The sequence below is a fragment of the Hyphomonas adhaerens MHS-3 genome, assembly GCF_000685235.1.
In the GTDB taxonomy this organism is placed as follows: domain Bacteria; phylum Pseudomonadota; class Alphaproteobacteria; order Caulobacterales; family Hyphomonadaceae; genus Hyphomonas; species Hyphomonas adhaerens.
The window spans coordinates 900,893-925,855 of the sequence record NZ_ARYH01000001.1 but is presented as its reverse complement, the minus strand read 5'-3'; the positions used below and the strand labels follow the sequence as shown (position 1 = coordinate 925,855).

Genomic DNA, 24,963 nt, shown 5'->3' with positions numbered 1-24,963 from the left:
GCACCCGCCTGTGCCCATTATAACGGCAGGCGCGCCGTCAGGCCGGGTGGCTCAGGTCTTGACCTCTTTGTCCAAGTATCTCTGTTTGGTCGCTTAGAGATTTGCGGGGATGAAAAGTCAGGAGGGTGCGGCTTGCCTGTTTTAAAGCCGATGGCCGCGATCGGTCTGGGAGTATGGTTGGGTCTTGCCTGTACGGGATCCGCAATTGGTCAGATAAACGGGAGCGGCATTCAGGCAGGCGCCGCCGCCTATTCCGTCGAATCGGAAGTCGCCGCCGCCCTCTACGCCGCCTCGGCCACGCAGGCAGCAATGGAGCGCCAGTATACGCAACAGCTCGCGGCTGCCCGGAAGCAGATCGACGCGCTCCGCCAGCAAGTGGCCGCGAACGCCTCCGGCGGCGATGAGATCGGGACGCTGAAGGCCGAACTGGCCGACAAGGAGCGCAGGATCGTCGAGCTTCTGGCCCAGCAGGATGCCGGGTATGCGCGCGAGATCTCGGTCTATGGGGATGCGGTCAAATCCATTGCCTCAACCCCGGAGGGCCTGGCCGCCCTCAGCCGGTTCAACCGCGGCGACCAGGTCGGCGCCATTGCCATCCTGGACGATCTGCGCAAAGCGCGCGACGCGGCGCGGATGGCCCGCGTCAACCAGGAGTCCGCCTCGGAGGCGCGCCAGATCGCGGCGCTCGCCCTCGAAGCGCGTGCTTCGGGCAATCTCACGACGGCAGACCTGATCGACCGGTTTGAAGAGATCACGCGACTCGACGGCAGCGAGGCGTCCGACTGGATCACCCTGAGCGGCCTTTACCGCGATGCCGGAAACCTCTCCAAGGCGGCGGCAGCGGCGCAGCAGGCCCTCAACCTGGCCCCGGATGCCGCAGCAAAGGCCGACGCCCTGAAGACGCTTGGCGCGATTGAATTCGATCAGGGCAAACTGCCGGACGCTCAAGCCCGGCTTGCGCAGAGCGCCGCCCTACTCGAGGATCTGTCGAAGGATCATCCAGATGCCGGACGCTATCAGGACAGTCTGGCCGATCTCTACAAACTGCAGGGGCGCCTCCTCAGAGACCGGGGGAATCTCGCCTCGGTGTTGCCTGTCTACAATCAGGCGCTTGCCGCCGCCGACAGGCTCATCGCAGCAGAGCCCGACAATAGCAGCGCCCAATGGAAACGGGCCACCATCCTGACAGATTTAGGCAGTGTCCGGAAGGAACAGGGAGACCTCGGCGATGCCCTGAACCTGTTCCGGGAAGCGCTCGATATCGAGACACTTTTGCTGGCGGACTCACCCGACACACTGTCCTGGCAGGAAGACTACTCCCGCCTGCAGTCGCTCATCGCCAGTACGGAACTCCAAACGGGCGGCATCGCGGAAGAGCTGGAGCTGTTCAGACGGCGTGAGGCGGACCTCAAAGGCCTTCTCGTTCGCGATCCCGGCCACGCAGTATGGACGCATGCCCTGGCGCTCAACCATCTGGATATCGGCCGGCTGTGCCGCATCCAGTCCGACATGGTCTGCACATCGCAGAATTACACCAAGGCTGTCGAAATGCTCGAGACGCTCGCCCAGCAGGACAGGACCAATGTCAGTTGGCAGAGGGATCTCGCCCAAGCCTATGCCGCCAGCGCCGATCAGGCCGGCGATGCCCGGGTGTATGACCTTGCCGAAGAGAAACACAGGCGCGCGGCAGACATTCTCTCCCGCCTTGCAAAGACGGATGCGAAAAGCGCGGGCCTTGAATTCGAGCTCGCGCATCTTCAGCTCCTGATCGGCGGAGACCTGATGGGCCAGAGGCAGTTCGCACAGGCCGACCGCGCGTTCACCCCTGCCCTGTCCACGCTGCGCCGGCTATCGGCAAACGACCCGACGAACGACACGTTGAAATCCCGCATCGCCATGGGGCTGAATACGCAAGCCTTCGCAAAGACCTTATTGGGGAATGAGGCCGCCGCGCTCGGCCTGTATGAAGAAAGCCTCGGCATCCTTCAGGACCGGGCAGCCAGGCACCCGGGGAATCTGGGTGTTAAGCGCGCCCTCGGCCATACCCTGCAATATATCGGTGACGTCTATGTCGACCAGTCAGACTTCGACACGGCAAAGTCCTACTACGGCCAGAGCCTCGACATCATCAAGGACCTCGCCAAAACCGATCCGACCAATATTGGCTGGCAACGGGACTTGCAGGAGGGACACAATAAAATTGGCGAAGCGGCCTATAAGGCCAAGGATTATGACGCGGCCATCGCCGCCTACACAGAAGCGCTGGCGATCAACACACACCTGTTAAAACAGGACCCGGGCAACATTGATCTTGTCCTCGATAAGAGCCCCATCGAAATGAACCTGGATCAGGCACGGACCGACCAAAAGGTCGAACAGGCGATGGAAATCATCCGCCAGCGTAGCGCCGACTCGTCGAAATGAAGCAGGGAAAAGGGAGCAGACATGTCTGATACAAAGAAGAAGTCCGGCGGCATGGTTCTGTTCGGTGTCCCGCTGGTTGTGGGTCTCGGCGCGGTGCTGTCCTTTGGCGCGAACCTGTTGTCCTTTCAGGAAATGGTGTGTTCCGTCGAATTTGGCCAGCCAGGCATTTCTGATGCCTGCGGCGCCATGGGGTTCGGCGGAAAACCGTCGCGAACCGAACGGCTCGCCTGGCAGAATCGCGAGGCCGGCAGCTGCGAAGCCCTGCGGCGCCATATCGACATGTTCCCTGCGGGCGCCTTCCGCGATGATGCAGCGGATATGTTGGCTGCCATGCGGATCGAAAAGACGGATGTCTGGGAGCCGACGCAGAAGCGCCTCGCCGTATTCGTCCCCGGCGATGGAAGCACTTATGCGGATGAAGCCTCTGCCCGCGCCGCAGTGTCAGGCAGGGCCGAAACGAAATCGGCGCAGATGTGCAAGAGTTTCGCCGCGACCGCCTCGTATCGCTTCACGGCCGCAACAGCCGCCGCAACGGACTGGCAATGCGAACCCTCAGCCTCCGGCTATTCCTGCGACTTCGACGGAGAGGCCATCTGCGACCTCAGCATCCGGCACGTCAAGGAGAAGGAAGTCTGCGGGTCGACCTGACCTAATCTGACCTGACAGGCTTATGCGTATCTGGCGGCGAACCAGTCGGTGAAGGCGCCCTGCTCTTCTTTTGTCATGTGCAGGTAGAGCTTGGAGCGGCGGCGGAGGATATCTTCGGCGCTTCGGGCAAACTCCTGATCGACCAGCCAGGCCACTTCGCGCTCTGTCAGGCCGCCGCCGAAATCCCGGCCGAGGTCTGCCATTGAGTCCGCATCGCCCAGCAAGGCGCGCGTGCGGGTGCCATAGGCGCGCGCAAGACGTGTCAGCAATTCCACCGGCATGTGCGGATGGGTCAGGACAAGGCCGGACAGGTAGGCGTCGAAATTCGCGGCCGGAATATCGCCGCCCGGCAGGCTGGCATGCCGGGTCCAGGTCTTCGGCAGGCCATCAAACAAGGGGGCAAGCTCTGCCACGGCTTCCTCGGCGAGTTCGCGGTAGGTGGTGATCTTGCCGCCGAACACCGACAAGAGCGGCGCGCCGCCTTCCGTGTCGTAGTGCAGCACAAAATCCCGCGTGACCTTGGACGCGGATGCGGCATGGTCGTCATAGAGCGGGCGCACGCCCGAATAGGTGGCAACGACATCGTCCGGCGTGATGGCGCGCTTGTAGTATTCGCTGGCTCCGGCACAGAGATAGGCGATCTCGTCCTCGGTGATCTCGACCTTGTCCTTGTTCGCGGTATACGGAATATCGGTCGTGCCGATCAGCGTGAACTCGCCGCGCTCATACGGGATGGCGAACATGATCCGCCCGTCGGCGTTCTGGAAGAAATAGGCATGCTCGCCCTCATGCCATTTCGGCACGATGATGTGGCTGCCCTTCACCAGGCGCAGATGCGTGGCGGAATCCTGCGGGTCGGCGAGATCGATGATCTCGTCCACCCAGCCGCCTGCCGCATTGACGACGGCGCGGAACTTGCGGGTCTCGGTATTGCCCGCGGAGGTCAGCGTCGCCTCCCAATGGTCCTTGTGGCGGACAAGTTTCGTGCAGGCCGTACGGGTGTGCACCTCGGCGCCGCGTTCTTTCGCATCCACCGCGTTCAGCACGACAAGGCGGGAATCCTCCACCCAGCAATCGGAATATTCGAAGGCCAGACGGAACTCGTCCTTGAGCGGATCGAGCTTGTGGGTTGTCTTCCGCCGCAACACGGACGTGCCCGGCAGCAGTTTGCGTCCGCCGAGATGATCATACAGGAACAGGCCCAGCCGGATCAGCCAGGCCGGACGCTGGTCCTTGTCGTGCGGCAGGACAAACCGCATCGGCCAGATGATGTGCGGCGCCGCGCGCAGCAGGATCTCCCGCTCGATCAGCGCTTTGCGGACCAGCGCGAAATCATACATTTCCAGATAGCGCAGCCCGCCATGGATCAGCTTGGTACTGGCAGACGATGTGTGCTGGGCGAGATCGTCCTTTTCCACGAGAACGACATCGAGCCCCCGCCCGGCCGCATCGCGGGCAATACCGGTGCCGTTGATGCCGCCGCCGATGACCAGCAGGTCGTGCACGCCCGCCCTACCCTTTCATCAGGCCAGCGGCCTTGAGCAGCTTGCCTGCCCGCAACACGCGCTGAAGCTTGTCTTCCGACGACCGGTCGCCCTTGTTGGAGTCCGGGTGGAAGCGGCGGATATATTCGGCATAGCGCACGCGGATTTCGTTCGGCGAGGCATCGACCTCAAGGTCCAGCTCCCTCAGCGCCCGCACCTGCAGGCCGGACCGGCGCCCGGATGTGGCATTGCCGGTCGCTTCGGCGACATCGTCCATGTCGAAAAAGCGGCGCCCGGACCAGCGGCGCGGATCGAACTGGTCTGCGCTTTTCTTTCCGGCCATCGGACCGGTGCCGAAACGCCAGGTGCGCTTGTGGCCGAATCGCTCCGCCCGGGTGAAGGCGGCGGCTTCGGCCTGGGACATGCCTTCAAAGAAATTGAAGCTGCGATTGTATTCGGCGATGTGCTTGGCGCAGAAATGATGGCGCCCCTTTCCCTTCGCCCCCCGCTTGGGGGCCGGGTAGCTACCTTCAAGGTCGCAGCCCTTGTGGTCGCAGACACGCGTCTTGCGGGCTCGCGCACGCGAGACCTCGTCGGCCGGTGGGTTCACCCTTATATCGGTGAACTTGACACGGTAGGGGAATGGATCGCCATCGGACATGACCCGGGATAATAAGGAGTGCGCGTTAAAGATGCCACAACTGACTGACAGACTGTCGCGGATTCATGACCTTTTGACTGAAGCTTTTCAGCCTGTGGAGCTGGAAATCACGGATGACAGCGCAAAACATGCCGGTCATGCGGGTGCCGCGCCCGAAGGCCAGACGCATTATAGCGTGCGAATCACCTCCGCGGCGTTCGAAGGCCTGTCGCGCGTGCAGATCCAGCGCAGCGTTATGCTGGCCCTGCAACAGGAATTCGATACCGGCCTGCACGCCCTTGCCCTGAAGGCGAGCGCGCCCAAAACCTGATTTTCGGGATTCTTTCGGAACCCCTTTGCCAACCTGAACGTATTCTCCTCAACACCGTCGAGGAGAACGGGTGATGGTAATCAGGATGATCATGGCGGCTTTGGCCGCAGGCGGCTGCGTGTGCGCAGCGGCCGCCCAGGAAGCAGGCTCCGGCCCCGACCTGGGCCCGGACCTGGGCAAGCTTTACGAAATCCGCGACACCGTCTGCGCGACGGGCGGCGAGGTTCTGTTCCTGCCGGTTTCCAACGACATGCCGGCGCGCGAGACGACCTACGCCATCCTGCCCGCCGACAATCTTGATGTAATCAGCGCCCATGTCGTGACCCCGCAGCAGCGCGCCTGGCTGATCCGCCATGGCTGTCACAGCCCGGCCGCACGCCAGCAGGTCCTTATGGATGTGTCGACCGTGACGCCGGACTCAGGCGGGCTCGATTACTGAGATATTCAGGCCGGTCACCTGGTTGCGCTGGCGGCGCAGCACATTGAACCGGTAACCGTGGAACACGAAACTCTGCCCGGCTTCCGGAATGGTCTGCGCTTCGTGGATCACGAGCCCGGCCACCGTGACGGCTTCATCATCCGGCAGGTTCCAGTTCATCGCCCGGTTCACATCGCGGATCGGCACCCAGCCATCGACATTGACCGACCCGTCTTCCTGCGGGCGCACGCCCTGCACGGCAATGTCGTGTTCGTCATGGATGGACCCGACAATCTCTTCCAGAATGTCTTCCAGCGTAATCAGGCCCTGTAATTCGCCATATTCGTCGATGACGAGGGCGAAGTGGCTGCGTTCTTTCAGGAAGGCGTCCAGCTGGTCCTGCACTGGCGTGGTTTCCGGCACGAACCAGGGTTTGCGCATGATGGAATCAAGGTCGAGGCTGGCAAGATTGCCGCCCAGCGGAATGATCGCGCGCAGCAGATCCTTGGCGTGCAGAATGCCGACAATCTCTTCCTTCTCGCCGCGATAAAGCGGGATGCGCGTGTGGGGGCTCGCCAGCGCCTTCATCACCATCTGGCGCGGATCGAGGTCCGCGCTCAGCATCTTGATGTTCTTGCGGTGGATCATGACGTCCTCGACCGTCAGTTCCTTGAGGTCCAGCGCGCCGACGAGGCGCTGGCGGTCGGCGGCGTCCACCCCGCCCTCAAAGGCATGCAGGTCGATGGCGCCGCGGATTTCCTCATCCGCCGTGATCGCCTCGGCCGGGGCCCCGAGACCGACGAGTTTCAGCGTCACCGAGACGATCGCCTGGATCGCCGTCACGATCCACGAGGCCACCGCCACCAGAACGGAGATGATTCCCGCGACGCTCATCGCCATCGCATCCGGGCGGCCGATGGCATAGGTCTTCGGCATCACCTCGGCAAATACCAGCACCAGGATCGTCATCACGCCCGTGGCCATCGCCATGGCCATGCCGCCCTGCCCGAACAGCTGGGTGAACAGAGACGTCGCCAGCACCGAGGCGAGAATATTGACGACATTGTTGCCGAGCAGGATGGAGCCGATCAGCCCCTCGCGGTTGGAGATCAGCCGGTTCACGGCGGCGGCGCGCTTGTCGCCCTCCTTCTCCAGGGCGTGCATGCGCGCCCGCGAGGCCGCTGTCAGCGCCGTCTCGGATCCCGAGAAAAAGCCTGAAAGCGCCAGCAAGACGAAGATGGCGATGATGTAACCGGCGATCATGTCAGCCTGTCTGTCCCCTCTTATCCCTCAGATGTTTCGCCGCGCAGGAAGTCTTCCACGGCGGCAAGGTCTGCATCGGGATGAATGTATGCCTGTCCGATTCCGCGGGCGAGGATCAGCGGCACTTTCCCCCCGCTGGCCTTCTTGTCCTGCTGCATCAGGCGGACGAGTTCACTGGCCGTATACGCCCCGCCCTGCCGGCCGGGAATGGCCGCCTGCAGTCCGGACGCTTCCAGCACCCGCGTCACCCGGTCGGCATCTTCCGGCGGCGTGATGCCTGTCGCGGCGCCATAGCGGAAGGCGAGCGCCATGCCGATGGACACCGCTTCGCCATGCAACAGGTCCGGCCGGTAATCATTCGCCGCTTCCAGCGCATGGCCGAATGTGTGACCGAGATTGAGCAGCGCGCGTACGCCCTTTTCGGTTTCGTCTTCAGCCACGATGGCGGCCTTCGCCCGGCAGCTGACGGCGACGGCATAGGTGATCGCCTCGGCGTCCAGCGCCAGAACGCGGGCGCCGTTCGCCTCCAGCCAGTCGAAAAAGGCCGGGTCGTTGATCAGGCCGTATTTGACGATCTCTGCATAGCCCGCCCGCAACTCCCGGGCCGGCAGCGTCTCAAGCAGGCCCGTATCCGCGATCACCAGCCGGGGCTGGTAGAAGGCGCCGATCAGATTCTTGCCGCGCGGGCTGTTTACGGCGGTCTTTCCGCCGACAGAGGAATCGACCTGCGCCAGCAGCGTTGTCGGCACCTGCACAAATCCCATGCCGCGCTTCATCAGGCTGGCGGACAGGCCGGCAATATCGCCGATCACCCCGCCGCCCAGCGCCACCAGAATGTCGGACCGGTCGGCCCCGCCTTCCAGCAGCCAGTCGAGAATGGCTTCGAGATTGGAGAAGCTCTTGGTTTTCTCGCCCGGCGTCAGCGCCAGCCAGCTGGACGAAATACCGGACGCCGACAAGGCCGCCTCGACGCGGGCGCGGTGCGCGGCTTCGACATTGGCATCGGTCAGCACGAAGACACGGCTCTGCTTCAGCATCGCCGCGAGGCGCGGACCGAGCTGGTCCAGCGCGCCATGGCCGACAAGGATATCGTATGACCGGGCGCCGAGATCGACAGACACGGTTTCCAGTTCGGGGGCCGTTACGCTCATTTGGGTTTCCAGGTCTTCAGGGCCTTCAGGATGGCATTCACCGTATTCGTGTGCGGACCGTCCTTGGATCGCACCACGAGATCGGCCTGCGAATAGACCGGTTCCCGCTCGGCCAACAGATCGGTCAGCACCTGTTTGGCATTGCCCCGCTTCAGGAGGGGGCGCGAGTCCCGCTTCTGCACGCGCTTCCACAGGGTTTCGAGATCGGCGTTCAGCCATACGGTGATGGCATGTTCCCGCATCAGGGCCCGCGTCTCGTCATTGAGATAGGCCCCGCCCCCGGTGGCCAGCACATGCGGCGGCAGGGTCAGGAGGCGTTTCAGCACCTGTTGCTCGCCGCGCCGGAAGTCTGCCTCGCCATGCAGGGCAAAGATGTCGGAGATCGAAAGGCCGGCCGCCTTCTCGATTTCGGTGTCGCTGTCAAAGAAAGGCCGGCCCAGCTTTTCCGCCAGGCGGCGTCCGACGGTCGACTTGCCTGCCCCCATCAGACCAACAAGCGCAATTGTCCGCGACTCAAAAGGCAGAGCCGCCGGTTTTTCCTGCGCTGGACTGTCACTGTCAGAAGGCATTCTGGACTTTCATGGCCGGTTCGGTTCATTTCCTATAGAGACGGTAAGGCCTTCGCAATTGGTGAAGGTGGGCCGCAAAAGACCGAATACAACCCAGAGGTGTGATCCCATGCGTAAATTCCTGATCCTGCTCGGACTCCTGGTGGTGATTGGGCTGGCAGGCCTGTGGTGGCTGGGCACCAAGGCGGAACAAGGCAAGCCCGCACCCGGCGAGATCCGGATCGAGGTTGAAGATGTGGTCTAGGCGCGCCCTGGCAGGCGCGGCGCTGGCCACACTTCTTGTTTGTCCGGCACACGCGCAGATCGAAGACAGCTGGCTCGAACAGGTCGATCCCTGGGGAATCAGCTATCTCGGCGAGGACGAACCGGCGCTGGGCACCGACATGTGGCGGGGCGCGCGGGGCGAAGACCTGCTGGCGCTGATGCAGAACGCCCGCACGAAGGGCCTCAGCCCGGCGGAACAGACCCTGATGCGCCGCCTGGTCCTGTCGGGCGGACGCGCACCCGCCGGTGAGGACCGCGACGCGCTGCTGGCTGAACGCGCGCGGATTGCCTTCGAACTTGGCGAGGCGGCGGCCGCAGCCGGCCAGTTCTCGGAACTGACGACGCCCCCGCCCGGCGTCGACCCGGCTGCCATGGCCGCGGACCTCAATCTCGTGCTCGGCAATGAAGCCACCGCATGCGGCGCGCTGGAGACGCCGCACCTTGAGGACGATTACTGGCCGAGGCTGCGCGCGGTGTGCGCGGCGCTGGCGGGCAATACGTCCGGGGCCGAACTGGCCATGGAGATGGCGCAGGCCCAGGGCGTGGAAGACAGCTGGCTGGCCAGCGCGATCTTCGCCATGTCGGGCGTCGCGCCGAAACCGCCAAAAGCGAAGTTCGACAGCGGCATCAGCTTCGTCATGTCGAACCGCGCCTTTCTGGAAGTGACCCCCGACGCCGTCCCGCAGGACCGGGCCGACATTGCCGCCGCCATGGCGCGGCGCAAGCTGACCCCGCCAGCTGTGCGCGTCAAAGCAGCCCAGATCGCCGCCGAAGCCGGCCTGATCGACCGCGAACAGTTCCGGATCGCCTACAATTCCGCGCTCGCCGCAGACGGGTTCAATCCGCGCACGCTGCTGAGCGAAGCCCGGTTCGCCGCCGTCGACAGCGCGCGCAGTGTCGCCGAAAGGGCGGACGCCATCGCTGCGGCGCTGGAGGAAGCCCAGGAGAACCCGGCGCGGTTCGCCGCAACCGCCAGCCTGCTGCGCGCGGGCATGGCGCGTCTGCCGCTTGGCCCCGACACGGAAGACAAGGCTTTCCTGTTCGCCCGCGCCAATATCGCGGCCGGGGAACTCGGCGAAGCGGTCCGCTGGGTCACGCCGCCAGAACCGGAGCCAGCACCCGCCCCCGCACCGGCCCCAGCACCGGCCCTGTCCGACCCCTCCTCTGTGGAAGAGATCGGCCTTGCCCCGGAAAGCAGCGCCGCAGGCACGCCGACGGACCTTCTGATCCCGGACGGCATAACGATCGAAACCGGCAGCCCGCCCGCAGACGAGACCGCTGACCCGCTTGCCGGCGAAGACGACATGCTGCCGCCGGACCCGCCCGTCCTTTCGGAACCCCCGGCATTCGAGGCCGCCTGGATCGGCGCGCTGGCCATTCTGGCGGATGCCGAGGCCGGCAAGAGCGCCATCAAGACAGCGGCCGACCAGCTGATCGCGGCGGCAGAGAATGAAGACAAGACCGAGGCCGCCGCCCGCATGTTCGCGCTCTGGACCGCTGCCGGGACAGCCCCGCCGTCCGAAGCCCGCACTTTCCTGTCGGTCGAGAGCCCGACGGACCAGTCCTCCTCTGCCCCCGGTGACGCGATTGCCGTCTGGGCCGCGGCCCGGTCCGGCACGGCGGCGGAAGTCGTGCTGAGGACGGTGTCGCTGACCAATGGCGATCCGTCTGACATCGGACTGGCAGACATCACCCTGATCCTCGCCGCCCTGGAAGACATCGGGGCCGAAGACGCCGCCCGCCAGCTAGCGCTGGAGGCGACGGGATACTGGAAAGACGCGCCCTGATCCAAACGCAGCCTTGATCTCTGCCGGAAAAGGCAGATGCTGCCCTCACTTGGAAGGCCCGCATGAGAGGCCCGAGGGAGGAATGCATGAAATACCTGGGACAGGCGAGCCTCGCCGTCTTGCTGCTGGCGGCTGGCTGCACCGCTCAGCAGGAAACGACCACACCACCCGAAACCATCGCCGCAACGCCGGAGACCCTGGCCGAAGCGACTCCGGCAGACATGACGGCCCCTGCTCCGGCAGACCGGGTTGCCCTGTTCGGTGACCTGCACGTCCACACCGGCCAGTCCTTCGATGCCTTCATCTCCTCTGTCCGGGCCACGCCCGACGATGCCTATCGCTTTGCCAAGGGCGAGAAGATCACGACTGATGGCGGCTATGACGTACAGCTGAACGGCCCGCTCGATTTCCTCGCCGTGACCGACCATGGCGAATATATGGGCATCATGCCGGCCATGGCGACGCCCGGCACGGCCCTGTCCCAGACCGCTTTCGCAAAATCCGTCTTCGGACCGGACGCGGAAAATCCGGCCCAGTCCTTCCAGAAGGTCGGCCTGACGATCGTGTCCGGCGACGAGATTGAAGAGATCTATGACCGGGACGTGATCGATTCGGCCTGGCACCGCGCCATCGACGCGGCAGAGCGCCACTATGAGCCCGGCAAGTTCACGACGTTTGCCGGATATGAATTCACCGCCATGACGCCTGTGCTCGAATCCAAGATCCCGGCCGCAGCCAATTTGCACCGCAATGTCATCTTCCGGGGCGAGGCACCGCCGCGCCTGTTCTCCACCCTTGATTCGCCGAACCCGGAGGATCTCTGGACCTGGATGGATGCCCAGCGCGCCGACGGCCGGGACGTCATGTCCATCCCGCACAATTCGAACGCCTCCAATGGCGAGATGTTCGCATCGGAAACCTATGAGGGCGGCGAGCTGACGGCGGACTATGCCGTGACCCGCATGCGCAACGAGCCTGTGATCGAGATCACCCAGATCAAGGGCACATCCGAGGCCCACCCCGCCCTCTCGCCGAATGACGAATGGGCCAATTTCGAACTCTATGAGACCTTTGTCGGCAGCGCGGCGAAAACGACTCCGCACATCGGCGACTATGCCCGCAATGCACTCGCCCGCGGGCTCGGCCTCGCCGACACGAAAGGCTTCAACCCGTTCCGGTTTGGCTTCATCGGCTCCAGCGATACGCATATCGGGGCCGGTCCGTTCATTGAGGAAACCTTCTGGGGCAAGTTCCCGGTCGATGGCGGAGATCCGGCCAAGCGCCACTCCATTCCGCCGAATGGCGCGAAAACCTGGGACGCCGAAGGCGCCCGGATCACCATTCCGGCCGATGGCGTGATGGTTCCGAACATGCGCCGCCTGCTGGCTGCCAGCCAGTACAGCGCCTCGGGCCTCGCCGGTGTGTGGGCGGACGAAAACACGCGCGAAGCAATCTTCGATGCGATCCGCCGCAAGGAAACCTTCGGAACGTCCGGCCCGCGCCTGAAGGCCCGCATGTTCGCAAGCTTCGATTTCGGCGATGACATCCTGAACGATCCGGATCTCGTCGCCAGCGCCTATGAGGCCGGTGTCCCGCAGGGCGGGAACCTGACCGGCAGCGGCGCTGCGCCGAAGATCCTCGCCTGGGCCTTGCGCGATCCGGACTCCTATCCCCTGCAACGCGTGCAGGTGGTGAAGGTCTGGACCGATGCAGACGGCACCGCGCATGAGGCCGTCTATGACGCCGCCTGCTCCGGCGGCGCCGCGCCAGACCCGGCAACCCATCGGTGTCCGGACAATGGCGCCAGCGTCGACCTCGCCGACTGCTCCACCGAGGACGGCACAGGTGCAGGCGAGATGAAAGCCCTGTGGACCGATCCGGACTTCGACCCGGCCCGGCGCTCGGCCTATTACGTCCGTGTGCTGGAAAACCCGTCCTGCCGCTGGTCCAGCTGGGATGCGGCCCGCAACGGCACGCCGCCCAATCCGGACATGCCGTCCACAATCCAGGAACGGGCCTGGACCAGCCCCGTCTGGTACAATCCGCAGGACTGACACAATTCTGCCTGAAGCGCGGGGCAGAGAGCCTGCCCTGCGCTTATCAGACCGTCCTGCTTCAGGTGTTCCATGCCCGACTTCGTCATCCCCGGCGACATCGCCCACGTCATCCAGATTGCCATCGCGCCCGTCTTCCTGCTGGCCGGCATCGGGGCGTTCCTGAACGTGATGACCAACCGGCTGGGCCGGGTGGTGGACCGCTGGCGCTCCCTGGAAGCGGAGCTGTCCGGCTGCGATGACGCGCGCCGCCGGATTTACGTGACAGAACTCGGCATCCTCGACCGGCGCATGGCGCACTCGAACCGGGCCATTGCGCTGTCGACCCTTGCCGCCCTGCTTGTCTGCGTCGTGATTATCTTCCTGTTCACAGGCCAGCTGCTGCACGTCTCGGTAACCCGCGCCGTTTCGATCCTGTTCATTGCGGCCATGAGTGTTCTGGTGACGGCGCTGCTGTCCTTCCTGCTCGAAATCCGCATTTCCAGCCGGACGCTGCGGGTCGCCCGCGATACGCTGAAGCACCGGACATGAGAAAAGCCCGCCCCGGGACACCGGGACGGGCCTTTGTCGGATCGGCTGGAGATCAGAATTTCTCGCCGACCATCTCCTCGCTCTTCGCCCAGAGCGCCGCGGCGTTGGCGGGGTCCAGCGCATAGGCCCGGACGCCGGACGCGCTGGCGCCGACATCACCGGACACGATTTCGGCGACGTGACAGTCTTCGCAATACTTTCCGCCTACGGCATCCGCGTCGGCCACGACACCCGCCCAGAGTGACGTCGCCGCCCCCTGCGGGATGGATTTGAACGTGAACGGCGGCTCACCGGACTTTTCCCGGTCTGCATCCAGCCGCTCGACCAGGGCGGCCATGTCCGCTTCGGTCATGTGGCGGCCAAGCTCTGTCTGGATACCGCCCGGGTGCACCGCCGCTGCCCGCACGCCGCGCGCCTTGTGGCGCCGGTCGAACTCCACCGCGAAGAGAACATTCGCCGTCTTCGATCGTCCATAGGCGCCGAACGGGGTGTATTCCGTCGTCTCGAAGTTTGGGTCGTCCAGATTCACATCCGAGAAGCGGTGGCCGGAGGACGCCAGCATGACCAGCCGGCCGCCATCTTTTATCAGCGGTGCGATGCGGTTGATGAAGGTGAAGTGGCCGAGATGGTTCGTGCCGAACTGCATCTCGAAACCGTCGGCGGTTTTCATCGGCGGGGTGGCCATGACCCCGGCATTGGCGATGACGAGATCGAATGTATCGCCCTTCCCTTTCAGCGTGTCCGATGCGGCGCGGACGCTGGCCAGAGAGGCGAGGTCAAGTTCGACCAGGTCGATCATCGGCAAGTCGCCGAGGGCGGCCTTCATGGCTTTTTCGGCCTTGGCGAGATCACGCGCCGCGCCGACCACGGCAGCACCATGGGACACGAGGGCCCGCGCAGTTTCGACGCCGAGGCCGGCGGAAACGCCGGTGACGAGCACGCGTTTGCCGCTGAGATCGACGCCCGCGAGGACATCTTCGGTTGTGGAAGTGGCACCAAACGATCCTGACATGAGGAGCTCCTTGCTTGGATTCTGTTCTGGATTCGGGCACCGGACCGCATTAAGTGGAGGGGCGCCTCCGCTTTCATATGTGGAGGGTCCCTCCGTTTACAAGGGGACGACAAAATAATTGCGACTGAGATGACCGAGACGAAGACCGGACAGAAACGCCTGCGCGCCGACGCAGAACGTAACCGCCAACGCCTGCTGCAAGCGGCGAAGGAGGTATTTGCGCGTGACGGGGCATCCGCCAGCCTGGAGGAAATTGCCCGGACGGCGGGGGTCGGCATCGGCACGCTCTACCGGCACTTCCCGTCGCGCGACACGCTGGTGGAAGACGTCTACCGCAACGCCGTCGTCCAGCTGGGAGAAGCGGCCGGGCAACTCGCGGAAACCCATGCCCCGCTCGATGCCATCCGCGAATGGCTGCTGCTGTTTGTCGACTACATCTCGACCAAGCGGATCATGACCGAAGCCATCACGGCGCTCGGCGGCAGTGCCGACACGCTTTATGCAGGCACCGGCGACATCATGCGCAATGCCCTCGCCGATCTGGTGCGCCGGGCCGAAGCCGCCGGTGATATCCGGCCCGTGGCGGACCCGTTCGACCTCCTGCGTGCCGTGGCCGGCGTGCTCTACGTCTCCCCCGCGGCGGACCCGCAGGCAGAGTCCGGCGCCCGCAATGTGATCGACCTGCTGATCGCCGGCCTCCGCAAGACCTGACAACCGGCCGCCCCGCCCGTTCACAAGCTTTCAACAGGTTCCGTGCGATAGTGGCATCATGTCAGATCGCGCGCGTATCGAAGCCTTCCTGGAAATGATGTCCGCCGAACGGGGCGCCTCCCCCAATACGCTCGACGCCTATGGGCGGGACCTGCTGGACGCCTCGGAATATTGCGGCGGCAAGCTGGAGACCGCCGGCGCGCGGGACCTGGCCGGATGGCTGTCGGATCTCGCCGCGCGCGGCATGGCGCCGTCTTCCCAGGCGCGGAAGCTCTCCGCCGTCCGGCGGTTCTTCCACTTCCTGTTCGAAGAAGGCGACCGCAAGGACGACCCGACCGCAAAGCTGGACGGGCCGAAACCGTCCCGCGATGTGCCGGATGTGCTGTCGCGTGAGGAAATGGCCCGCCTGATCGACACCTGCGGGGAAGATTTGCGGCTGAAGGCGCTGGTCGAGTTGCTCTATGGCGCGGGGCTTCGTGTGTCGGAACTTGTCTCGCTGACGCTCGGCTCCCTCCCCCGCCGCAAGGGCGAGCGCTGGGTGACGCGCGATGTCATCATTCGCGGTAAGGGCGGCAAGGAACGGTTGTGCCCGCTGGGCGGCCCGGCGCTGGCGGCCCTTTCAGACTGGCTGGCCGTGCGCGAAGAGACCCTGCCCAAGAACAGCCTCGCCCGCACCCGCGCGGAGAAATTCGTCTTCCCCTCACGCGGAAAGGAAGGCCACCTGACGCGCCGCCGCCTCGGCCAATTGCTGGAAGAACTGGCGATCATGGCCGGTATCCGGCCCGGCCGGGTCCATCCCCACGCCCTGCGGCACGCCTATGCCACCCACCTCCTGATGGGCGGCGCAGACCTGCGCAGCGTGCAGACCCTGCTCGGCCACGCCGACATCGCCACGACCCAGATCTACACCCACGTCCTGACCGACGAACTCGCCGAATTGCTGGAAACGGCCCACCCGCTGGCAAGCCGCTGATAATCAGCTTGCTGGCACGTAACGGATAATGACGCTTGCGATCCCGCGTCTGTGGGCCGATATTGCCTGCGTCAGATGTGGAGAGTCCCCATGGGCCCCTTGTTCAAAGCGATTATTCCGGCCGCGCTGCTCACCGAGATCGCCGCCATTGTCTTCTTTACCGCCACCTGGTCGATCCTGGCGGAGATGCATTTCGGGAAATCGGTGATCCTGGGCGGTGAAGCCGTGACAGCCATCGGCGTGATCGCCATTGGCGTTGCCGTGTTCCGCCGTGCCATCCGCTCTGAAAAGCGCATGGCATCGGCCGATGCGGCGGCTGACGCTTAAGCGCCTGAAACCGCCCTTTCGGTTTAAATCTCGACTGCACCCGATCCGCGGGTCTGGACCCAGAAGGCGTGAATGACGCCCGGGAGCCAGCCAACCAGCGTGAGAAGCACGTTGAGCAGGAGCTGCACGCCGATCCCTTCCTTCAGGGCCACCGGCACAGGCGGGAACAGGATGGTCAGCAGGATCATCAGAATAGACATGATTGGACCTTTCTCGTCAGCAGTTCGTGCTAACCAACGCCCCGGGGAAGCGGTCGTTCCATCTGCCGCCGTCGCGGCCAAATGGCGGTTTGACGCGCTGCACCATTCGCCCTAGGCGTATCGGCAAAAGTCAGGGGCAGAGATCATGTCACAGAAAACACCGCGTAATTTCTTCAAGCCGCTCGCCATCGGCGCGCCGGAGCCAATGCGGGACCTTCCCGTCAAGCTGGAGCGGATGATCCATTTCGTCCCGCCGCACCTGGATAAAGTGCGCGCCAAGGTGCCCTCCATGGCCCCCGGCGTGGATGTGATCCTCGCCAACCTTGAAGACGCGATCCCCGCAGATGCCAAGGATGCTGCCCGCGCCGGCGCCATCGAGATGGCCAACATGTATGACTGGCAGGGCAAGGGCACCGGCTTCTGGAGCCGCGTGAACCCGCTGAACTCGCCCTGGTTCCAGGAAGACGTTTCCCAGCTGGTCCTCAATGCCGGCCACCAGCTGGACGTGATCATGCTGCCCAAGGTCGAGGGCCCGTGGGACATTCACTTCGCCGACCAGTATGTCGCCCAGCTGGAAGCCAAGGCGGGCCTCACCCGCCCGATCCTGTTCCACGCGATCCTCGAAACCGCGCAGGGCATGGCGCTGGTGGAAGACATCGCGCTGGCCTCCCCGCGCATGCAGGGCATCAGCCTCGGCCCGGCAGACCTTGCCGCCGACCGCAAGATGAAAACAACCCGCGTTGGCGGCGGCCACCCCTTCTACCGCGTGATCGAGGATCCGAAGGAAGACGGCAGCGACCGCGCCAGCGCCCAGCAGGACCCGTGGCACTACACGATTGCCCGCATGGTCGATGCCTGCCGCATGGCCGGGATCAATGCCTTCTACGGCCCGTTCGGCGACATTGCCGACCTCGACGCCTGCGAACAGCAGTTCCGCAATGCCTTCCTGCTCGGCTGCGCCGGCACGTGGAGCCTGCACCCGAACCAGATCGCCATCGCGAAAAAGGTCTTCAGCCCGGATCCGGACGAAGTGAAATTCGCCCGCAAGATCCTGGCCGCCATGCCGGACGGCACGGGCGTCGCCATGATCGACGGCAAGATGCAGGACGACGCCACCTGGAAACAGGCCAAGGTGATCTCCGATCTGGCCGATCTCGTCGCCGGCAAGGACCCCGATTTGGCAAAAGCGTATTCTGGCGATTAGTGTGCGGGGCGGGGTTCCTGGGGCAACCAAGGAGAAACGCTTTGAAATTTACCCACCTACTCGCCGCCGCTGTCTGCGCCATTCCGCTTGCAGGCGCGGCACATGCTGAAAAAAATTACCATGGATTCAAGCCGGAAACGGTCGACGCGCTGAATGAGAAACTGCAAACGCCGTTGACCGAGTCCGCTCTGGAAGTGCTGAGCCATTCGACAGAGATCGAGCCCTGCGGCGGCACGCAGGCCATTACGATGAACCCGCCGGACGGCTGGGAGGCCCGGCTCGAAACGTCCCACGCTGCAGGCGGCGACCAGGTTCTTCCCGTGCCGACCACGGGCCTGACACTGGAATATCCGGCCGTTTATCAGCTGTTGGGCGTGGAAGGTGCGTGCGAGGCCATGTTCGACATCACGGCCGGCGGCAAGACGCAGAATATCCAGACAAGCTGCAGCCTGCCCGGGTTCGACGAGGCCGCCGCGAATGTGTTCGCGCCGCTCGAATTCGAACCGGCCGAAGGACAGGACAGCCCGGCCATCGACAATGTGCTCGTCCCGGTCAATTTCTGCCGGTCCGACGAAGAGACGGCCGCGCCCTGATCGGATTTGGCCCTTTTGCGCCATCCATCGCATGCTAAGCTCAGTCTTTGGCATGGGAGGAAACAAAATGGCCAAGCATCTTATTCCGACGACCGGCTACTCGCCTCAATTGCAGCGCTGGTTCGACTGGATGGAAGGCGACCATTCGCCAGAGGGCCTGTCCGGCCAGCTGGCGGATGATGTCGTGTTCCGCAGCCCGGTCGTCCACACGCCGCAGGAAGGCAAGCCGATCACGATGGCCTATCTCACGGCCGCCGGGGAGACGCTGGGCGGCGACACGTTCCGCTATGTCCGCGCCTTCGATTGCGGCGACAAGGCCGTGCTGGAATTCGAGTGCGTGATGGATGGCATCCAGGTCAATGGCGTCGACATGATCCAATGGAATGATGCGGGCCAGATCTCCGATTTCAAGGTCATGGTCCGTCCCCTGAAGGCCATCCAGACCGTGCACGCGGCGATGGGCGCCATGCTCGCCAAGATGAAAGCCGGCGCATGAACCCACCCACTTTGTCGACAGACCGGCTGGTTCTTCGCCCCTTCGAAGACGCCGACTTTCCGCATGCCGCCGCCATGTGGGGCGATGAGGATGTTGTCCGGTTTATCGGCGGCAAGACACGCAGCCGGCAGGACGTCTGGTTCGCCTCCGTCCGTGGCCGGGGCATGTGGGATGTGAAGGGCTATGGTAACTGGACGGTGATCGACCGGGAGACCGGCACCTTTCTCGGCGAGGTGGGGTTCGCCGATTTCATGCGCGGGATCGACCCGGACCTGTCGCAATGGCCGGAAGCGGGCTGGGCCTTTTCCCGCGCCTCATGGGGCCGCGGCATCGGCAGCGAAGCCGTGGGCCTTGCCCATGACTGGCTGGACCGGAACCGCCCGGGCCCGAGCGTCTGCATCATTGATGAAGATCACAAGGCCTCCCGCCGGGTGGCGGAAAAATGCGGGTATGAATACTGGCAGATGGCCCTGCTCGGCGATCATCCGGTCATGGTGTTCAGGCGCGGCGGTGCCTAGCTTGCCTTGCGCGGGGCGCTCGCGCGTTTGTCCCAGCCGCGCAGCAGCTCAAGGAAGCCTTCCTGCGGCAGGCCGGGCGAATACAGGAAGCCCTGTGCCATGGAACAGCCGCGGCGGGACAGGAACTCGGCCTGGCGTTCGGTCTCCACGCCCTCTGCCACCGTCTTGAGTCCCAGGGTTTCCGCCATGGCGAGGATCATCTCGACAATGGCCGGGGCCTGACGATCTGCATCGAGGGCGGACACGAACTGGCGGTCGATCTTGAACACGTCAAACGGCAGCTGGGTCAGCATGGACAGGTTGGAATGGCCGGTGCCGAAATCGTCGAGCGCCAGCTTGACGCCCAGCGCACGCAACGGACGCATCACCCGGTCGACCTTTGTCGGGTCGGACACAGCCATGCTTTCGGTAATCTCGAGTTCCAGACGCGCTGGTGGCAGGCCGGTCCGCTTCAGCACTTCGAGCACCAGATTGGTCAGGTCCACCGTCATGAACTGGCGCGGCGACACGTTGACCGCCACGGAGACATCGAAGCCCTCTTTCATCCAGACGACGGCGCATTCGCAAGCCGATTCGAGGATCTGCTCGCCAATCTGGTTGACCAGGCCGGTTTCCTCCGCCAGCGGAATAAAGGCGGCGGGAGAGATGATCTTGCCATTGGCACGCTGCCAGCGGGCGAGCGCTTCGCAGCCGACGATCTTGCCCGTGGCAAAATCGACCTTGGGCTGGAACACCGCCTTGAACTCCCGGGCCGCAACGGCCTCGCGCAGTTCCGCTTCCAGCATGTACTTGCCGCGGGCGACGCGGTTCAGGCGCGGAGAAAAGTAGCGGAAGCCGGACGCCGATTCCTGACGCACCTGCTGGAGCGCCAGATCCGCATGGCGGAACAGTTTCTGAGGCGAATCCGCATCTTCGGGCGCCATGACGATTCCGCCGGACATCCCGATACTGACAGACTGGCCATTGATCTCGAACGGCTGCGCAAAGGCCACCCGGATGGCGCGCGCAATGTTCGACACGTTCTCCCGCGTGATCGCGCTCGGCAGGAAGATCGCAAACTGGTCATTGTGCAGCGCTGCGATCATCGCGTCATCGAGACTGGGGGCGACCGTCGGGTCGAGACGGCTCATGCTGCCGGTCAGGCGTTCGCCGACCGATTTCAGCAGCGTATTCGTGGCCAGGCTGCCCAGCCGTTCGGCCGCGCGGCCGAACTGGTCGAGATCGAGCAGGAAAAAGGCGGCAGGCGAATCGTAGGAGGCGAATGGCAGCTTGCGCTCGATCTCTGCCTCCAGGGCGATCGTGTTCGGCAGGCCGGTCCGCTGGTCGACATAGGCGATCGTGGCGAGGCGTTCGTTTTCACGGCGCAGATGGCTGACGCGGCGGGTCACCGCGACGCGCAGGCGGCGCAGTTCCTTGAACATGACCGTATCCACACCGCGCGGGCGGACCGAGGTCGTATCGTCCAGATAAGCGAGGAAACGCTGCAGGACCCGCTGAAAGGACCGAGCCAGCACGAAGGAGGCCCCTGCCCCGCAGGCAATGGACATCAGCACCAGGCCCAGCATCACTTCGGGCGGCGACGCCATATCGTTCCAGGCGTGTCCGCCGATGATCACGCGATAGGTCTGTTCGAGGACGGTCACAGCGCCATAAACGAGGACAGCCGCAACGGCGCCGGCAGTCGCGGCAAATGCCGGCAGCGTCATCGAGCCGAAAAAACGGCGTATCTGCGACATCTTGCGCAAAGAAATCCTCGCCTCACCGCACCCGAAGGCGCGCTTTCCCAAACGCACATTCTGCCAATATGTTTAGAAATCAGTGAACAAGATGCGCTAGCTGTAGTGCGATCTACACACTATATCGGCAGCCATGACCCAGAACCGCACCGCAACCGTCAGCCGCAAGACCAAGGAAACGGACATTACCGTGACCGTGGGCCTCGACGGCACAGGAAAATCCGACATCCAGACAGGGATCGGGTTCTTCGACCATATGCTGGAGAGCTTTTCCAAGCACTCGGCCATCGACCTGACCGTGCGCTGCGACGGCGACCTGCACATCGACATGCACCACAGCGTCGAGGATACGGGCATCGTGATCGGCCAGGCCATCCTGAAGGCGCTGGGCGATTTTGCCGGCATCACCCGTTTCGGCACGGCCTATATCCCGATGGACGAAACGCTGAGCCGGGCGAGCCTCGACCTCTGCAAACGCCCTTACCTGGTGTGGAAAGTACAGTTCACGCGCGACAAGATCGGCGAAATGGACACAGAGCTCTTCAAGGAGTTCTTCCACGCCCTGGCCGGAAATGGCGGCATGTGCCTGCACGTGGAAAATCTCTATGGCGAGAATTGCCACCACATCGCCGAAAGCTGCTTCAAGGCCACCGCCCGTGCCCTGCGCGCCGCGGTAACGGTCGACCCGCGCCTCGGCGGCCAGCCAGCCAGCACCAAGGGCAGCCTCTAGACTCTTCCGGATCTATGCCGTAGCGCTTCCTGCCCCAGAGACAGTGATGGGGACAGGAACAGGCGGGGTGTAACCAATTTCCTGTTCGCCAATCGGCAGAGCCCGTTGGGCATTTTGCCGTTTGGCCTAAATACTCTTCGATTACTATCTACCCTGAAACTATTGGAAATTTGGTTTCCGGCTTTTATTTTGGCCGTGATGTAAATGCCGATTTCATCACCATATATACTGGACGGAATATTTTTTCCGGACAGATGAAAGCGACTCCCATGTCCTCTCAGAACAAGCAGGGCAAACCTGGAAAGCCCTCGCCGCCGCCGATGCCGCAATCGATGCAGGAAAAGCGGGCTGAGCAAGCCCGCCAGCAAGGCAAGCAGGACAAGGAACAGCCCCCCAAAAATTAGTCGTTCCCATCTGCTGTCAGGCCCTCCCCCAAGGTCTGATAGCCGTCTGGGCGCCGCGTCCGGAACGAATGTCCGGATGCAGCTTTCCCGCATCAACCCGGAACCACGGGGGCGAGACGTGGAGACCGGAAAGGAACCGCCATGACGAATCGCATTTCAAAACACCTCGTAACCTTCCGCAGCCCGTTTTATCTCGAAAGCCTCGAAGACGAATGGCCCGCGGGCGATTACACGATCGAGACGGAAGAAGAGCCGCTGGATAGCGCGTCTTTCCTCGCCTACCGGCGGGTCAGCACCACGATGATCGTCCACAGGAAACGCGGCTTACGGACAGAAACAAAGTTCGTGACCATTGATCCGGCCGATCTGGCAGCCGCGCAGGCACGCGATCAACAGCCTCTGGACCGGGCAGAAAACGAAGGCATGTCGGGGCGCTGACGCGCCCTCGCCGCGTCTCTGCAGGCTGTCCGGATCTGGCGCAGGTCGCCTTCCCGGGATGATCCCCTCACCTGACTGCGCCGATGGGCGCAACCGCGTCGGCCCCTGCCCCCGCGCGGATGGCGGCGTATCGTCTTTGCGTTCGGCCGGATGGGTGCCTATCATCAGGCGCAACCGCAACGCATCATGAGATCCAGGCAGGTCAGGGACCGGAATGAAGAAAGACGACGATTTCCAGCTCTGGCCGTTCATGACGCTCATTGCGCTCTTTTTCCTGATGCAGGCCCTGCTTCCCGGCCCGGCCGACCAGTCGAGACTGTCCTACAGCGAATTCGAAAAGCTTGCCCGCGAAGGCCAGGTCGAGAAGGTGACAATTTCGGGGTCGGCGCTGACCGGCACATTCCGCCAGCCTGTTGACGGCAACGACCGGTTCCGGACCACCCTCGTCGATCCGGCTCTGGCCGACCGCCTCGAAGGCATGAACATCGAGATCGAGAACATTCCGCCGAACCCGGTTCTGGGGGCGCTGTTCTCCATGCTCGCGCCGCTCATCCTGTTCCTCGGGCTCTATTTCTTCCTGTTCCGGCGCTCGATCGGCGCTGGCGGCGGCGCCGGCGCGATTTCCCTCGGCAAGAGCGGCGCAAAAATCTTCGCCGAAGAAGAGACCGGGGTCACGTTCGATGACGTCGCTGGCGTTGATGAAGCAAAACTCGAACTCATGGAAATCATCGATTTCCTGAAGAACCCCGGCGAATATGAACGGCTTGGCGCCCATGTTCCGAAAGGCGTCCTGCTGGTCGGCCCGCCGGGCACCGGCAAGACGCTTCTGGCCCGCGCCGTCGCCGGTCAGGCCGGAGTCCCCTTCTTTTCCATCAGCGGATCCCAATTCGTCGAAATCTTTGTCGGGGTCGGCGCCGCCCGGGTACGGGACCTGTTCACCCAGGCCCGCAAGATGGCGCCCGCCATCATCTTCGTCGACGAACTCGATGCCCTCGGGCGCGCGCGCAGCCTCGGGCAGATGAACGGCAATGACGAACGCGAGCAAACCCTGAACCAGCTCCTCGCCGAGCTTGATGGCTTCGACCCGTCTTCGGGAATCGTCCTGCTTGCGGCAACCAACCGGCCGGAAATTCTTGATCCCGCGCTCCTGCGGGCGGGCCGGTTCGACCGGCAGGTCCTCGTCGACAAGCCTGACAAGAAGGGCCGTGTGGCGATCCTGAAAGTCCACACTCGCAAGATCCAGCTGGGACCGGATGTCGATCTGGAACCGGTTGCGGCGATGACGACGGGGTTTACCGGCGCAGACCTCGCCAACCTCGTCAACGAAGCGGCCATCCTGGCGACCCGCCGCCGGGCCGGCACGGTCGGCATGGAGGATTTCTCCGCTGCCATCGAACGGATCGTGGCCGGGCTTGAGAAGCGCAACCGCCTGCTCAACGAAAAAGAACGCCGGATCGTGGCCCATCACGAAATGGGGCATGCGATCACGGCCCTCGCCCTGCCGGGCACGGACCGGGTGCACAAAGTCTCGATCATTCCGCGCGGCGTCGGGGCGCTCGGATACACGATCCAGCGGCCCACCGAAGACCGCTACCTGATGACCCGGGAAGAACTGGTCAACAAGATCTGCGTGCTTCTGGGCGGCCGCGCAGCCGAGAAACTGGTGTTCGATGAAGTCTCGACCGGCGCCGCGGATGATCTCACCAAGGCCACCGAAATTGCGCGCAGCATGGTCGAGCGGTTCGGCATGGATGAAAAACTGGGCCATCTGGTCTTCCAGGAAGACCGCCCCTATTTCCTCGACAACCAGCCGGTCAGGTCAACGTCCATCAGCGAGGCGACGGCCGAACGTCTGGACACGGCAGTGTCAGACATCATCAGGGACGCTTTCCAGCGCACCACGGCCATCCTCACGGACAATCGCAGCCTGCTCGAAAAGTGCGCGCAGGACCTGCTCGTCAAAGAAACGCTGGACGAAGATGAAATCGCCGAGATCTCAAAAGCCCTGAAGCGGGCAACCCCACCCGGCATGCGCGCAGCCGAGTGAGGTCGCCCTC

The 24,963-nt window shown here is 63.8% G+C and carries 27 protein-coding genes; 19 read left to right on the top strand and 8 right to left on the bottom strand.

Annotated features, from left to right (window positions below; genetic code table 11):
- The first annotated feature begins 132 nt into the window (after positions 1 to 132).
- Together HAD_RS04665 and HAD_RS04660 are read left to right on the top strand one after the other, a co-directional pair.
- Entirely contained in the window at positions 133 to 2,424 is a 2,292-nt protein-coding gene (locus HAD_RS04665; protein ID WP_156942154.1) for a tetratricopeptide repeat protein, read from the top strand.
- Positions 2,425 to 2,445: 21 nt separating this feature from the next.
- Entirely contained in the window at positions 2,446 to 3,072 is a 627-nt protein-coding gene (locus tag HAD_RS04660) for a hypothetical protein (protein WP_035569692.1), read from the top strand.
- Positions 3,073 to 3,092: 20 nt separating this feature from the next.
- Here the strand turns inward: HAD_RS04660 and HAD_RS04655 are convergent, their stop codons facing one another.
- Both HAD_RS04655 and HAD_RS04650 read right to left on the bottom strand, forming a co-directional pair.
- The gene (locus HAD_RS04655) at positions 3,093 to 4,577 is read right to left on the bottom strand and encodes a glycerol-3-phosphate dehydrogenase (RefSeq protein WP_035569691.1); all 1,485 of its coding nucleotides are present in this window, start codon (positions 4,575 to 4,577) and stop codon (positions 3,093 to 3,095) included.
- 7 nt (positions 4,578 to 4,584) lie between these two features.
- Positions 4,585 to 5,217 carry a DnaJ domain-containing protein gene (locus HAD_RS04650; protein ID WP_035569690.1) on the bottom strand — a complete coding sequence of 211 codons (633 nt, stop codon included), beginning with the start codon at positions 5,215 to 5,217 and terminating at the stop codon, positions 4,585 to 4,587.
- Between the two features lie 31 nt (positions 5,218 to 5,248).
- Here HAD_RS04650 and HAD_RS04645 point away from each other — a divergent pair, with 31 nt between their 5' ends.
- Both HAD_RS04645 and HAD_RS04640 read left to right on the top strand, forming a co-directional pair.
- Positions 5,249 to 5,527, top strand: a complete 279-nt coding sequence (locus HAD_RS04645) for a BolA family protein (protein ID WP_035569689.1) — start codon at positions 5,249 to 5,251, stop codon at positions 5,525 to 5,527.
- Between the two features lie 73 nt (positions 5,528 to 5,600).
- Positions 5,601 to 5,966 (top strand): hypothetical protein, encoded by a 366-nt coding sequence (locus HAD_RS04640; RefSeq protein WP_156942153.1) that lies wholly within the window; start codon positions 5,601 to 5,603, stop codon positions 5,964 to 5,966.
- Here the strand turns inward: HAD_RS04640 and HAD_RS04635 are convergent.
- From HAD_RS04635 to HAD_RS04625, 3 genes are read right to left on the bottom strand one after another with little or no spacing between them, the layout of a single operon-like run.
- Positions 5,946 to 7,208 (bottom strand): HlyC/CorC family transporter, encoded by a 1,263-nt coding sequence (locus HAD_RS04635; RefSeq protein WP_035569687.1) that lies wholly within the window; start codon positions 7,206 to 7,208, stop codon positions 5,946 to 5,948. The genes HAD_RS04640 and HAD_RS04635 overlap by 21 nt on opposite strands.
- A gap of 20 nt (positions 7,209 to 7,228) precedes the next feature.
- The gene (gene aroB, locus HAD_RS04630; protein WP_035569686.1) at positions 7,229 to 8,359 is read right to left on the bottom strand and encodes a 3-dehydroquinate synthase; all 1,131 of its coding nucleotides are present in this window, start codon (positions 8,357 to 8,359) and stop codon (positions 7,229 to 7,231) included.
- The gene (locus HAD_RS04625) at positions 8,356 to 8,928 is read right to left on the bottom strand and encodes a shikimate kinase (RefSeq protein ID WP_035569685.1); all 573 of its coding nucleotides are present in this window, start codon (positions 8,926 to 8,928) and stop codon (positions 8,356 to 8,358) included. Before HAD_RS04625 ends, aroB begins: the two co-directional genes overlap by 4 nt.
- 109 nt (positions 8,929 to 9,037) lie before the next feature.
- Here HAD_RS04625 and HAD_RS18815 point away from each other — a divergent pair, with 109 nt between their 5' ends.
- The 4 genes from HAD_RS18815 (at position 9,038) to HAD_RS04610 (ending at position 13,564) form a co-directional block, all read left to right on the top strand.
- A complete protein-coding gene (locus HAD_RS18815; RefSeq protein WP_272989807.1) occupies positions 9,038 to 9,172 on the top strand; it encodes a hypothetical protein in 135 nt (44 codons plus the stop codon).
- Positions 9,162 to 10,979, top strand: coding sequence for a hypothetical protein (locus tag HAD_RS04620; RefSeq protein ID WP_035569683.1), 1,818 nt, complete (start codon positions 9,162 to 9,164; stop codon positions 10,977 to 10,979). The genes HAD_RS18815 and HAD_RS04620 overlap by 11 nt, the downstream gene beginning before the upstream one ends.
- 86 nt (positions 10,980 to 11,065) lie before the next feature.
- The gene (locus HAD_RS04615) at positions 11,066 to 13,033 is read left to right on the top strand and encodes a DUF3604 domain-containing protein (protein ID WP_051595924.1); all 1,968 of its coding nucleotides are present in this window, start codon (positions 11,066 to 11,068) and stop codon (positions 13,031 to 13,033) included.
- A gap of 72 nt (positions 13,034 to 13,105) precedes the next feature.
- Positions 13,106 to 13,564, top strand: coding sequence for a DUF2721 domain-containing protein (locus tag HAD_RS04610; protein ID WP_035569682.1), 459 nt, complete (start codon positions 13,106 to 13,108; stop codon positions 13,562 to 13,564).
- Positions 13,565 to 13,616: 52 nt separating this feature from the next.
- Here the strand turns inward: HAD_RS04610 and HAD_RS04605 are convergent, their stop codons facing one another.
- Positions 13,617 to 14,576 (bottom strand): SDR family NAD(P)-dependent oxidoreductase, encoded by a 960-nt coding sequence (locus tag HAD_RS04605; RefSeq protein WP_035569681.1) that lies wholly within the window; start codon positions 14,574 to 14,576, stop codon positions 13,617 to 13,619.
- 129 nt (positions 14,577 to 14,705) lie between these two features.
- Between HAD_RS04605 and HAD_RS04600 the strand changes: the two genes are divergently transcribed.
- The 3 genes from HAD_RS04600 (at position 14,706) to HAD_RS04590 (ending at position 16,587) form a co-directional block, all read left to right on the top strand.
- Positions 14,706 to 15,287, top strand: a complete 582-nt coding sequence (locus HAD_RS04600; protein WP_035569680.1) for a TetR/AcrR family transcriptional regulator — start codon at positions 14,706 to 14,708, stop codon at positions 15,285 to 15,287.
- Between the two features lie 58 nt (positions 15,288 to 15,345).
- Positions 15,346 to 16,260 (top strand): tyrosine recombinase, encoded by a 915-nt coding sequence (locus HAD_RS04595; RefSeq protein WP_035569679.1) that lies wholly within the window; start codon positions 15,346 to 15,348, stop codon positions 16,258 to 16,260.
- 90 nt (positions 16,261 to 16,350) lie between these two features.
- Positions 16,351 to 16,587, top strand: a complete 237-nt coding sequence (locus tag HAD_RS04590; protein ID WP_035569678.1) for a hypothetical protein — start codon at positions 16,351 to 16,353, stop codon at positions 16,585 to 16,587.
- 23 nt (positions 16,588 to 16,610) lie between these two features.
- Here the strand turns inward: HAD_RS04590 and HAD_RS18325 are convergent, their stop codons facing one another.
- Positions 16,611 to 16,787: a YqaE/Pmp3 family membrane protein gene (locus tag HAD_RS18325; protein WP_084331766.1), complete on the bottom strand. Its 177-nt coding sequence runs from the start codon at positions 16,785 to 16,787 to the stop codon at positions 16,611 to 16,613.
- A 145-nt stretch (positions 16,788 to 16,932) separates the two neighbouring features.
- On the opposite strand from HAD_RS18325, the gene HAD_RS04585 reads away from it, so the two are divergent.
- The 4 genes from HAD_RS04585 to HAD_RS04570 all read left to right on the top strand — a co-directional run bounded on the left by HAD_RS04585 (position 16,933) and on the right by HAD_RS04570 (position 19,598).
- Complete coding sequence (locus tag HAD_RS04585; protein ID WP_035569677.1) at positions 16,933 to 17,991, top strand: HpcH/HpaI aldolase/citrate lyase family protein; 1,059 nt, start codon at positions 16,933 to 16,935, stop codon at positions 17,989 to 17,991.
- A 41-nt stretch (positions 17,992 to 18,032) separates the two neighbouring features.
- Positions 18,033 to 18,584: an energy transducer TonB gene (locus tag HAD_RS04580; RefSeq protein ID WP_035569675.1), complete on the top strand. Its 552-nt coding sequence runs from the start codon at positions 18,033 to 18,035 to the stop codon at positions 18,582 to 18,584.
- Between the two features lie 67 nt (positions 18,585 to 18,651).
- Positions 18,652 to 19,080 (top strand): nuclear transport factor 2 family protein, encoded by a 429-nt coding sequence (locus HAD_RS04575; RefSeq protein WP_035569674.1) that lies wholly within the window; start codon positions 18,652 to 18,654, stop codon positions 19,078 to 19,080.
- A complete protein-coding gene (locus HAD_RS04570; RefSeq protein ID WP_035569672.1) occupies positions 19,077 to 19,598 on the top strand; it encodes a GNAT family N-acetyltransferase in 522 nt (173 codons plus the stop codon). The genes HAD_RS04575 and HAD_RS04570 overlap by 4 nt, the downstream gene beginning before the upstream one ends.
- On the opposite strand, the gene HAD_RS04565 is transcribed toward HAD_RS04570, so the two are convergent.
- Positions 19,595 to 21,334: a putative bifunctional diguanylate cyclase/phosphodiesterase gene (locus tag HAD_RS04565; protein WP_051595922.1), complete on the bottom strand. Its 1,740-nt coding sequence runs from the start codon at positions 21,332 to 21,334 to the stop codon at positions 19,595 to 19,597. The genes HAD_RS04570 and HAD_RS04565 overlap by 4 nt on opposite strands.
- Before the next feature lie 133 nt (positions 21,335 to 21,467).
- Between HAD_RS04565 and hisB the strand changes: the two genes are divergently transcribed.
- From hisB to ftsH, 4 genes are all read left to right on the top strand, one after another.
- Complete coding sequence (hisB, locus tag HAD_RS04560; RefSeq protein WP_035569671.1) at positions 21,468 to 22,064, top strand: imidazoleglycerol-phosphate dehydratase HisB; 597 nt, start codon at positions 21,468 to 21,470, stop codon at positions 22,062 to 22,064.
- A gap of 170 nt (positions 22,065 to 22,234) precedes the next feature.
- Positions 22,235 to 22,468: a hypothetical protein gene (locus tag HAD_RS04555; RefSeq protein WP_035569670.1), complete on the top strand. Its 234-nt coding sequence runs from the start codon at positions 22,235 to 22,237 to the stop codon at positions 22,466 to 22,468.
- Positions 22,469 to 22,609: 141 nt separating this feature from the next.
- Positions 22,610 to 22,906 carry a hypothetical protein gene (locus HAD_RS04550; RefSeq protein ID WP_051595921.1) on the top strand — a complete coding sequence of 99 codons (297 nt, stop codon included), beginning with the start codon at positions 22,610 to 22,612 and terminating at the stop codon, positions 22,904 to 22,906.
- Between the two features lie 214 nt (positions 22,907 to 23,120).
- Positions 23,121 to 24,953 (top strand): ATP-dependent zinc metalloprotease FtsH, encoded by a 1,833-nt coding sequence (ftsH, locus tag HAD_RS04545; protein ID WP_035569669.1) that lies wholly within the window; start codon positions 23,121 to 23,123, stop codon positions 24,951 to 24,953.
- The last annotated feature ends 10 nt before the right edge of the window (positions 24,954 to 24,963 follow it).

What these genes read in the sequence shown, in the direction of transcription:
- HAD_RS04660 (WP_035569692.1), top strand. Translation starts at nt 2,446, where the DNA reads ATGTCTGATACAAAGAAGAAGTCCGGCGGCATGGTTCTGTTCGGTGTC.
- HAD_RS04650 (WP_035569690.1), bottom strand. Translation starts at nt 5,217, where the DNA reads ATGTCCGATGGCGATCCATTCCCCTACCGTGTCAAGTTCACCGATATA.
- HAD_RS04645 (WP_035569689.1), top strand. Translation starts at nt 5,249, where the DNA reads ATGCCACAACTGACTGACAGACTGTCGCGGATTCATGACCTTTTGACT.
- HAD_RS04640 (WP_156942153.1), top strand. Translation starts at nt 5,601, where the DNA reads ATGGTAATCAGGATGATCATGGCGGCTTTGGCCGCAGGCGGCTGCGTG.
- HAD_RS04635 (WP_035569687.1), bottom strand. Translation starts at nt 7,208, where the DNA reads ATGATCGCCGGTTACATCATCGCCATCTTCGTCTTGCTGGCGCTTTCA.
- aroB (WP_035569686.1), bottom strand. Translation starts at nt 8,359, where the DNA reads ATGAGCGTAACGGCCCCCGAACTGGAAACCGTGTCTGTCGATCTCGGC.
- HAD_RS04625 (WP_035569685.1), bottom strand. Translation starts at nt 8,928, where the DNA reads ATGCCTTCTGACAGTGACAGTCCAGCGCAGGAAAAACCGGCGGCTCTG.
- HAD_RS18815 (WP_272989807.1), top strand. Translation starts at nt 9,038, where the DNA reads ATGCGTAAATTCCTGATCCTGCTCGGACTCCTGGTGGTGATTGGGCTG.
- HAD_RS04620 (WP_035569683.1), top strand. Translation starts at nt 9,162, where the DNA reads ATGTGGTCTAGGCGCGCCCTGGCAGGCGCGGCGCTGGCCACACTTCTT.
- HAD_RS04615 (WP_051595924.1), top strand. Translation starts at nt 11,066, where the DNA reads ATGAAATACCTGGGACAGGCGAGCCTCGCCGTCTTGCTGCTGGCGGCT.
- HAD_RS04610 (WP_035569682.1), top strand. Translation starts at nt 13,106, where the DNA reads ATGCCCGACTTCGTCATCCCCGGCGACATCGCCCACGTCATCCAGATT.
- HAD_RS04605 (WP_035569681.1), bottom strand. Translation starts at nt 14,576, where the DNA reads ATGTCAGGATCGTTTGGTGCCACTTCCACAACCGAAGATGTCCTCGCG.
- HAD_RS04600 (WP_035569680.1), top strand. Translation starts at nt 14,706, where the DNA reads ATGACCGAGACGAAGACCGGACAGAAACGCCTGCGCGCCGACGCAGAA.
- HAD_RS04595 (WP_035569679.1), top strand. Translation starts at nt 15,346, where the DNA reads ATGTCAGATCGCGCGCGTATCGAAGCCTTCCTGGAAATGATGTCCGCC.
- HAD_RS04590 (WP_035569678.1), top strand. Translation starts at nt 16,351, where the DNA reads ATGGGCCCCTTGTTCAAAGCGATTATTCCGGCCGCGCTGCTCACCGAG.
- HAD_RS18325 (WP_084331766.1), bottom strand. Translation starts at nt 16,787, where the DNA reads ATGTCTATTCTGATGATCCTGCTGACCATCCTGTTCCCGCCTGTGCCG.
- HAD_RS04585 (WP_035569677.1), top strand. Translation starts at nt 16,933, where the DNA reads ATGTCACAGAAAACACCGCGTAATTTCTTCAAGCCGCTCGCCATCGGC.
- HAD_RS04575 (WP_035569674.1), top strand. Translation starts at nt 18,652, where the DNA reads ATGGCCAAGCATCTTATTCCGACGACCGGCTACTCGCCTCAATTGCAG.
- HAD_RS04570 (WP_035569672.1), top strand. Translation starts at nt 19,077, where the DNA reads ATGAACCCACCCACTTTGTCGACAGACCGGCTGGTTCTTCGCCCCTTC.
- HAD_RS04565 (WP_051595922.1), bottom strand. Translation starts at nt 21,334, where the DNA reads ATGTCGCAGATACGCCGTTTTTTCGGCTCGATGACGCTGCCGGCATTT.
- hisB (WP_035569671.1), top strand. Translation starts at nt 21,468, where the DNA reads ATGACCCAGAACCGCACCGCAACCGTCAGCCGCAAGACCAAGGAAACG.
- HAD_RS04550 (WP_051595921.1), top strand. Translation starts at nt 22,610, where the DNA reads ATGACGAATCGCATTTCAAAACACCTCGTAACCTTCCGCAGCCCGTTT.
- ftsH (WP_035569669.1), top strand. Translation starts at nt 23,121, where the DNA reads ATGAAGAAAGACGACGATTTCCAGCTCTGGCCGTTCATGACGCTCATT.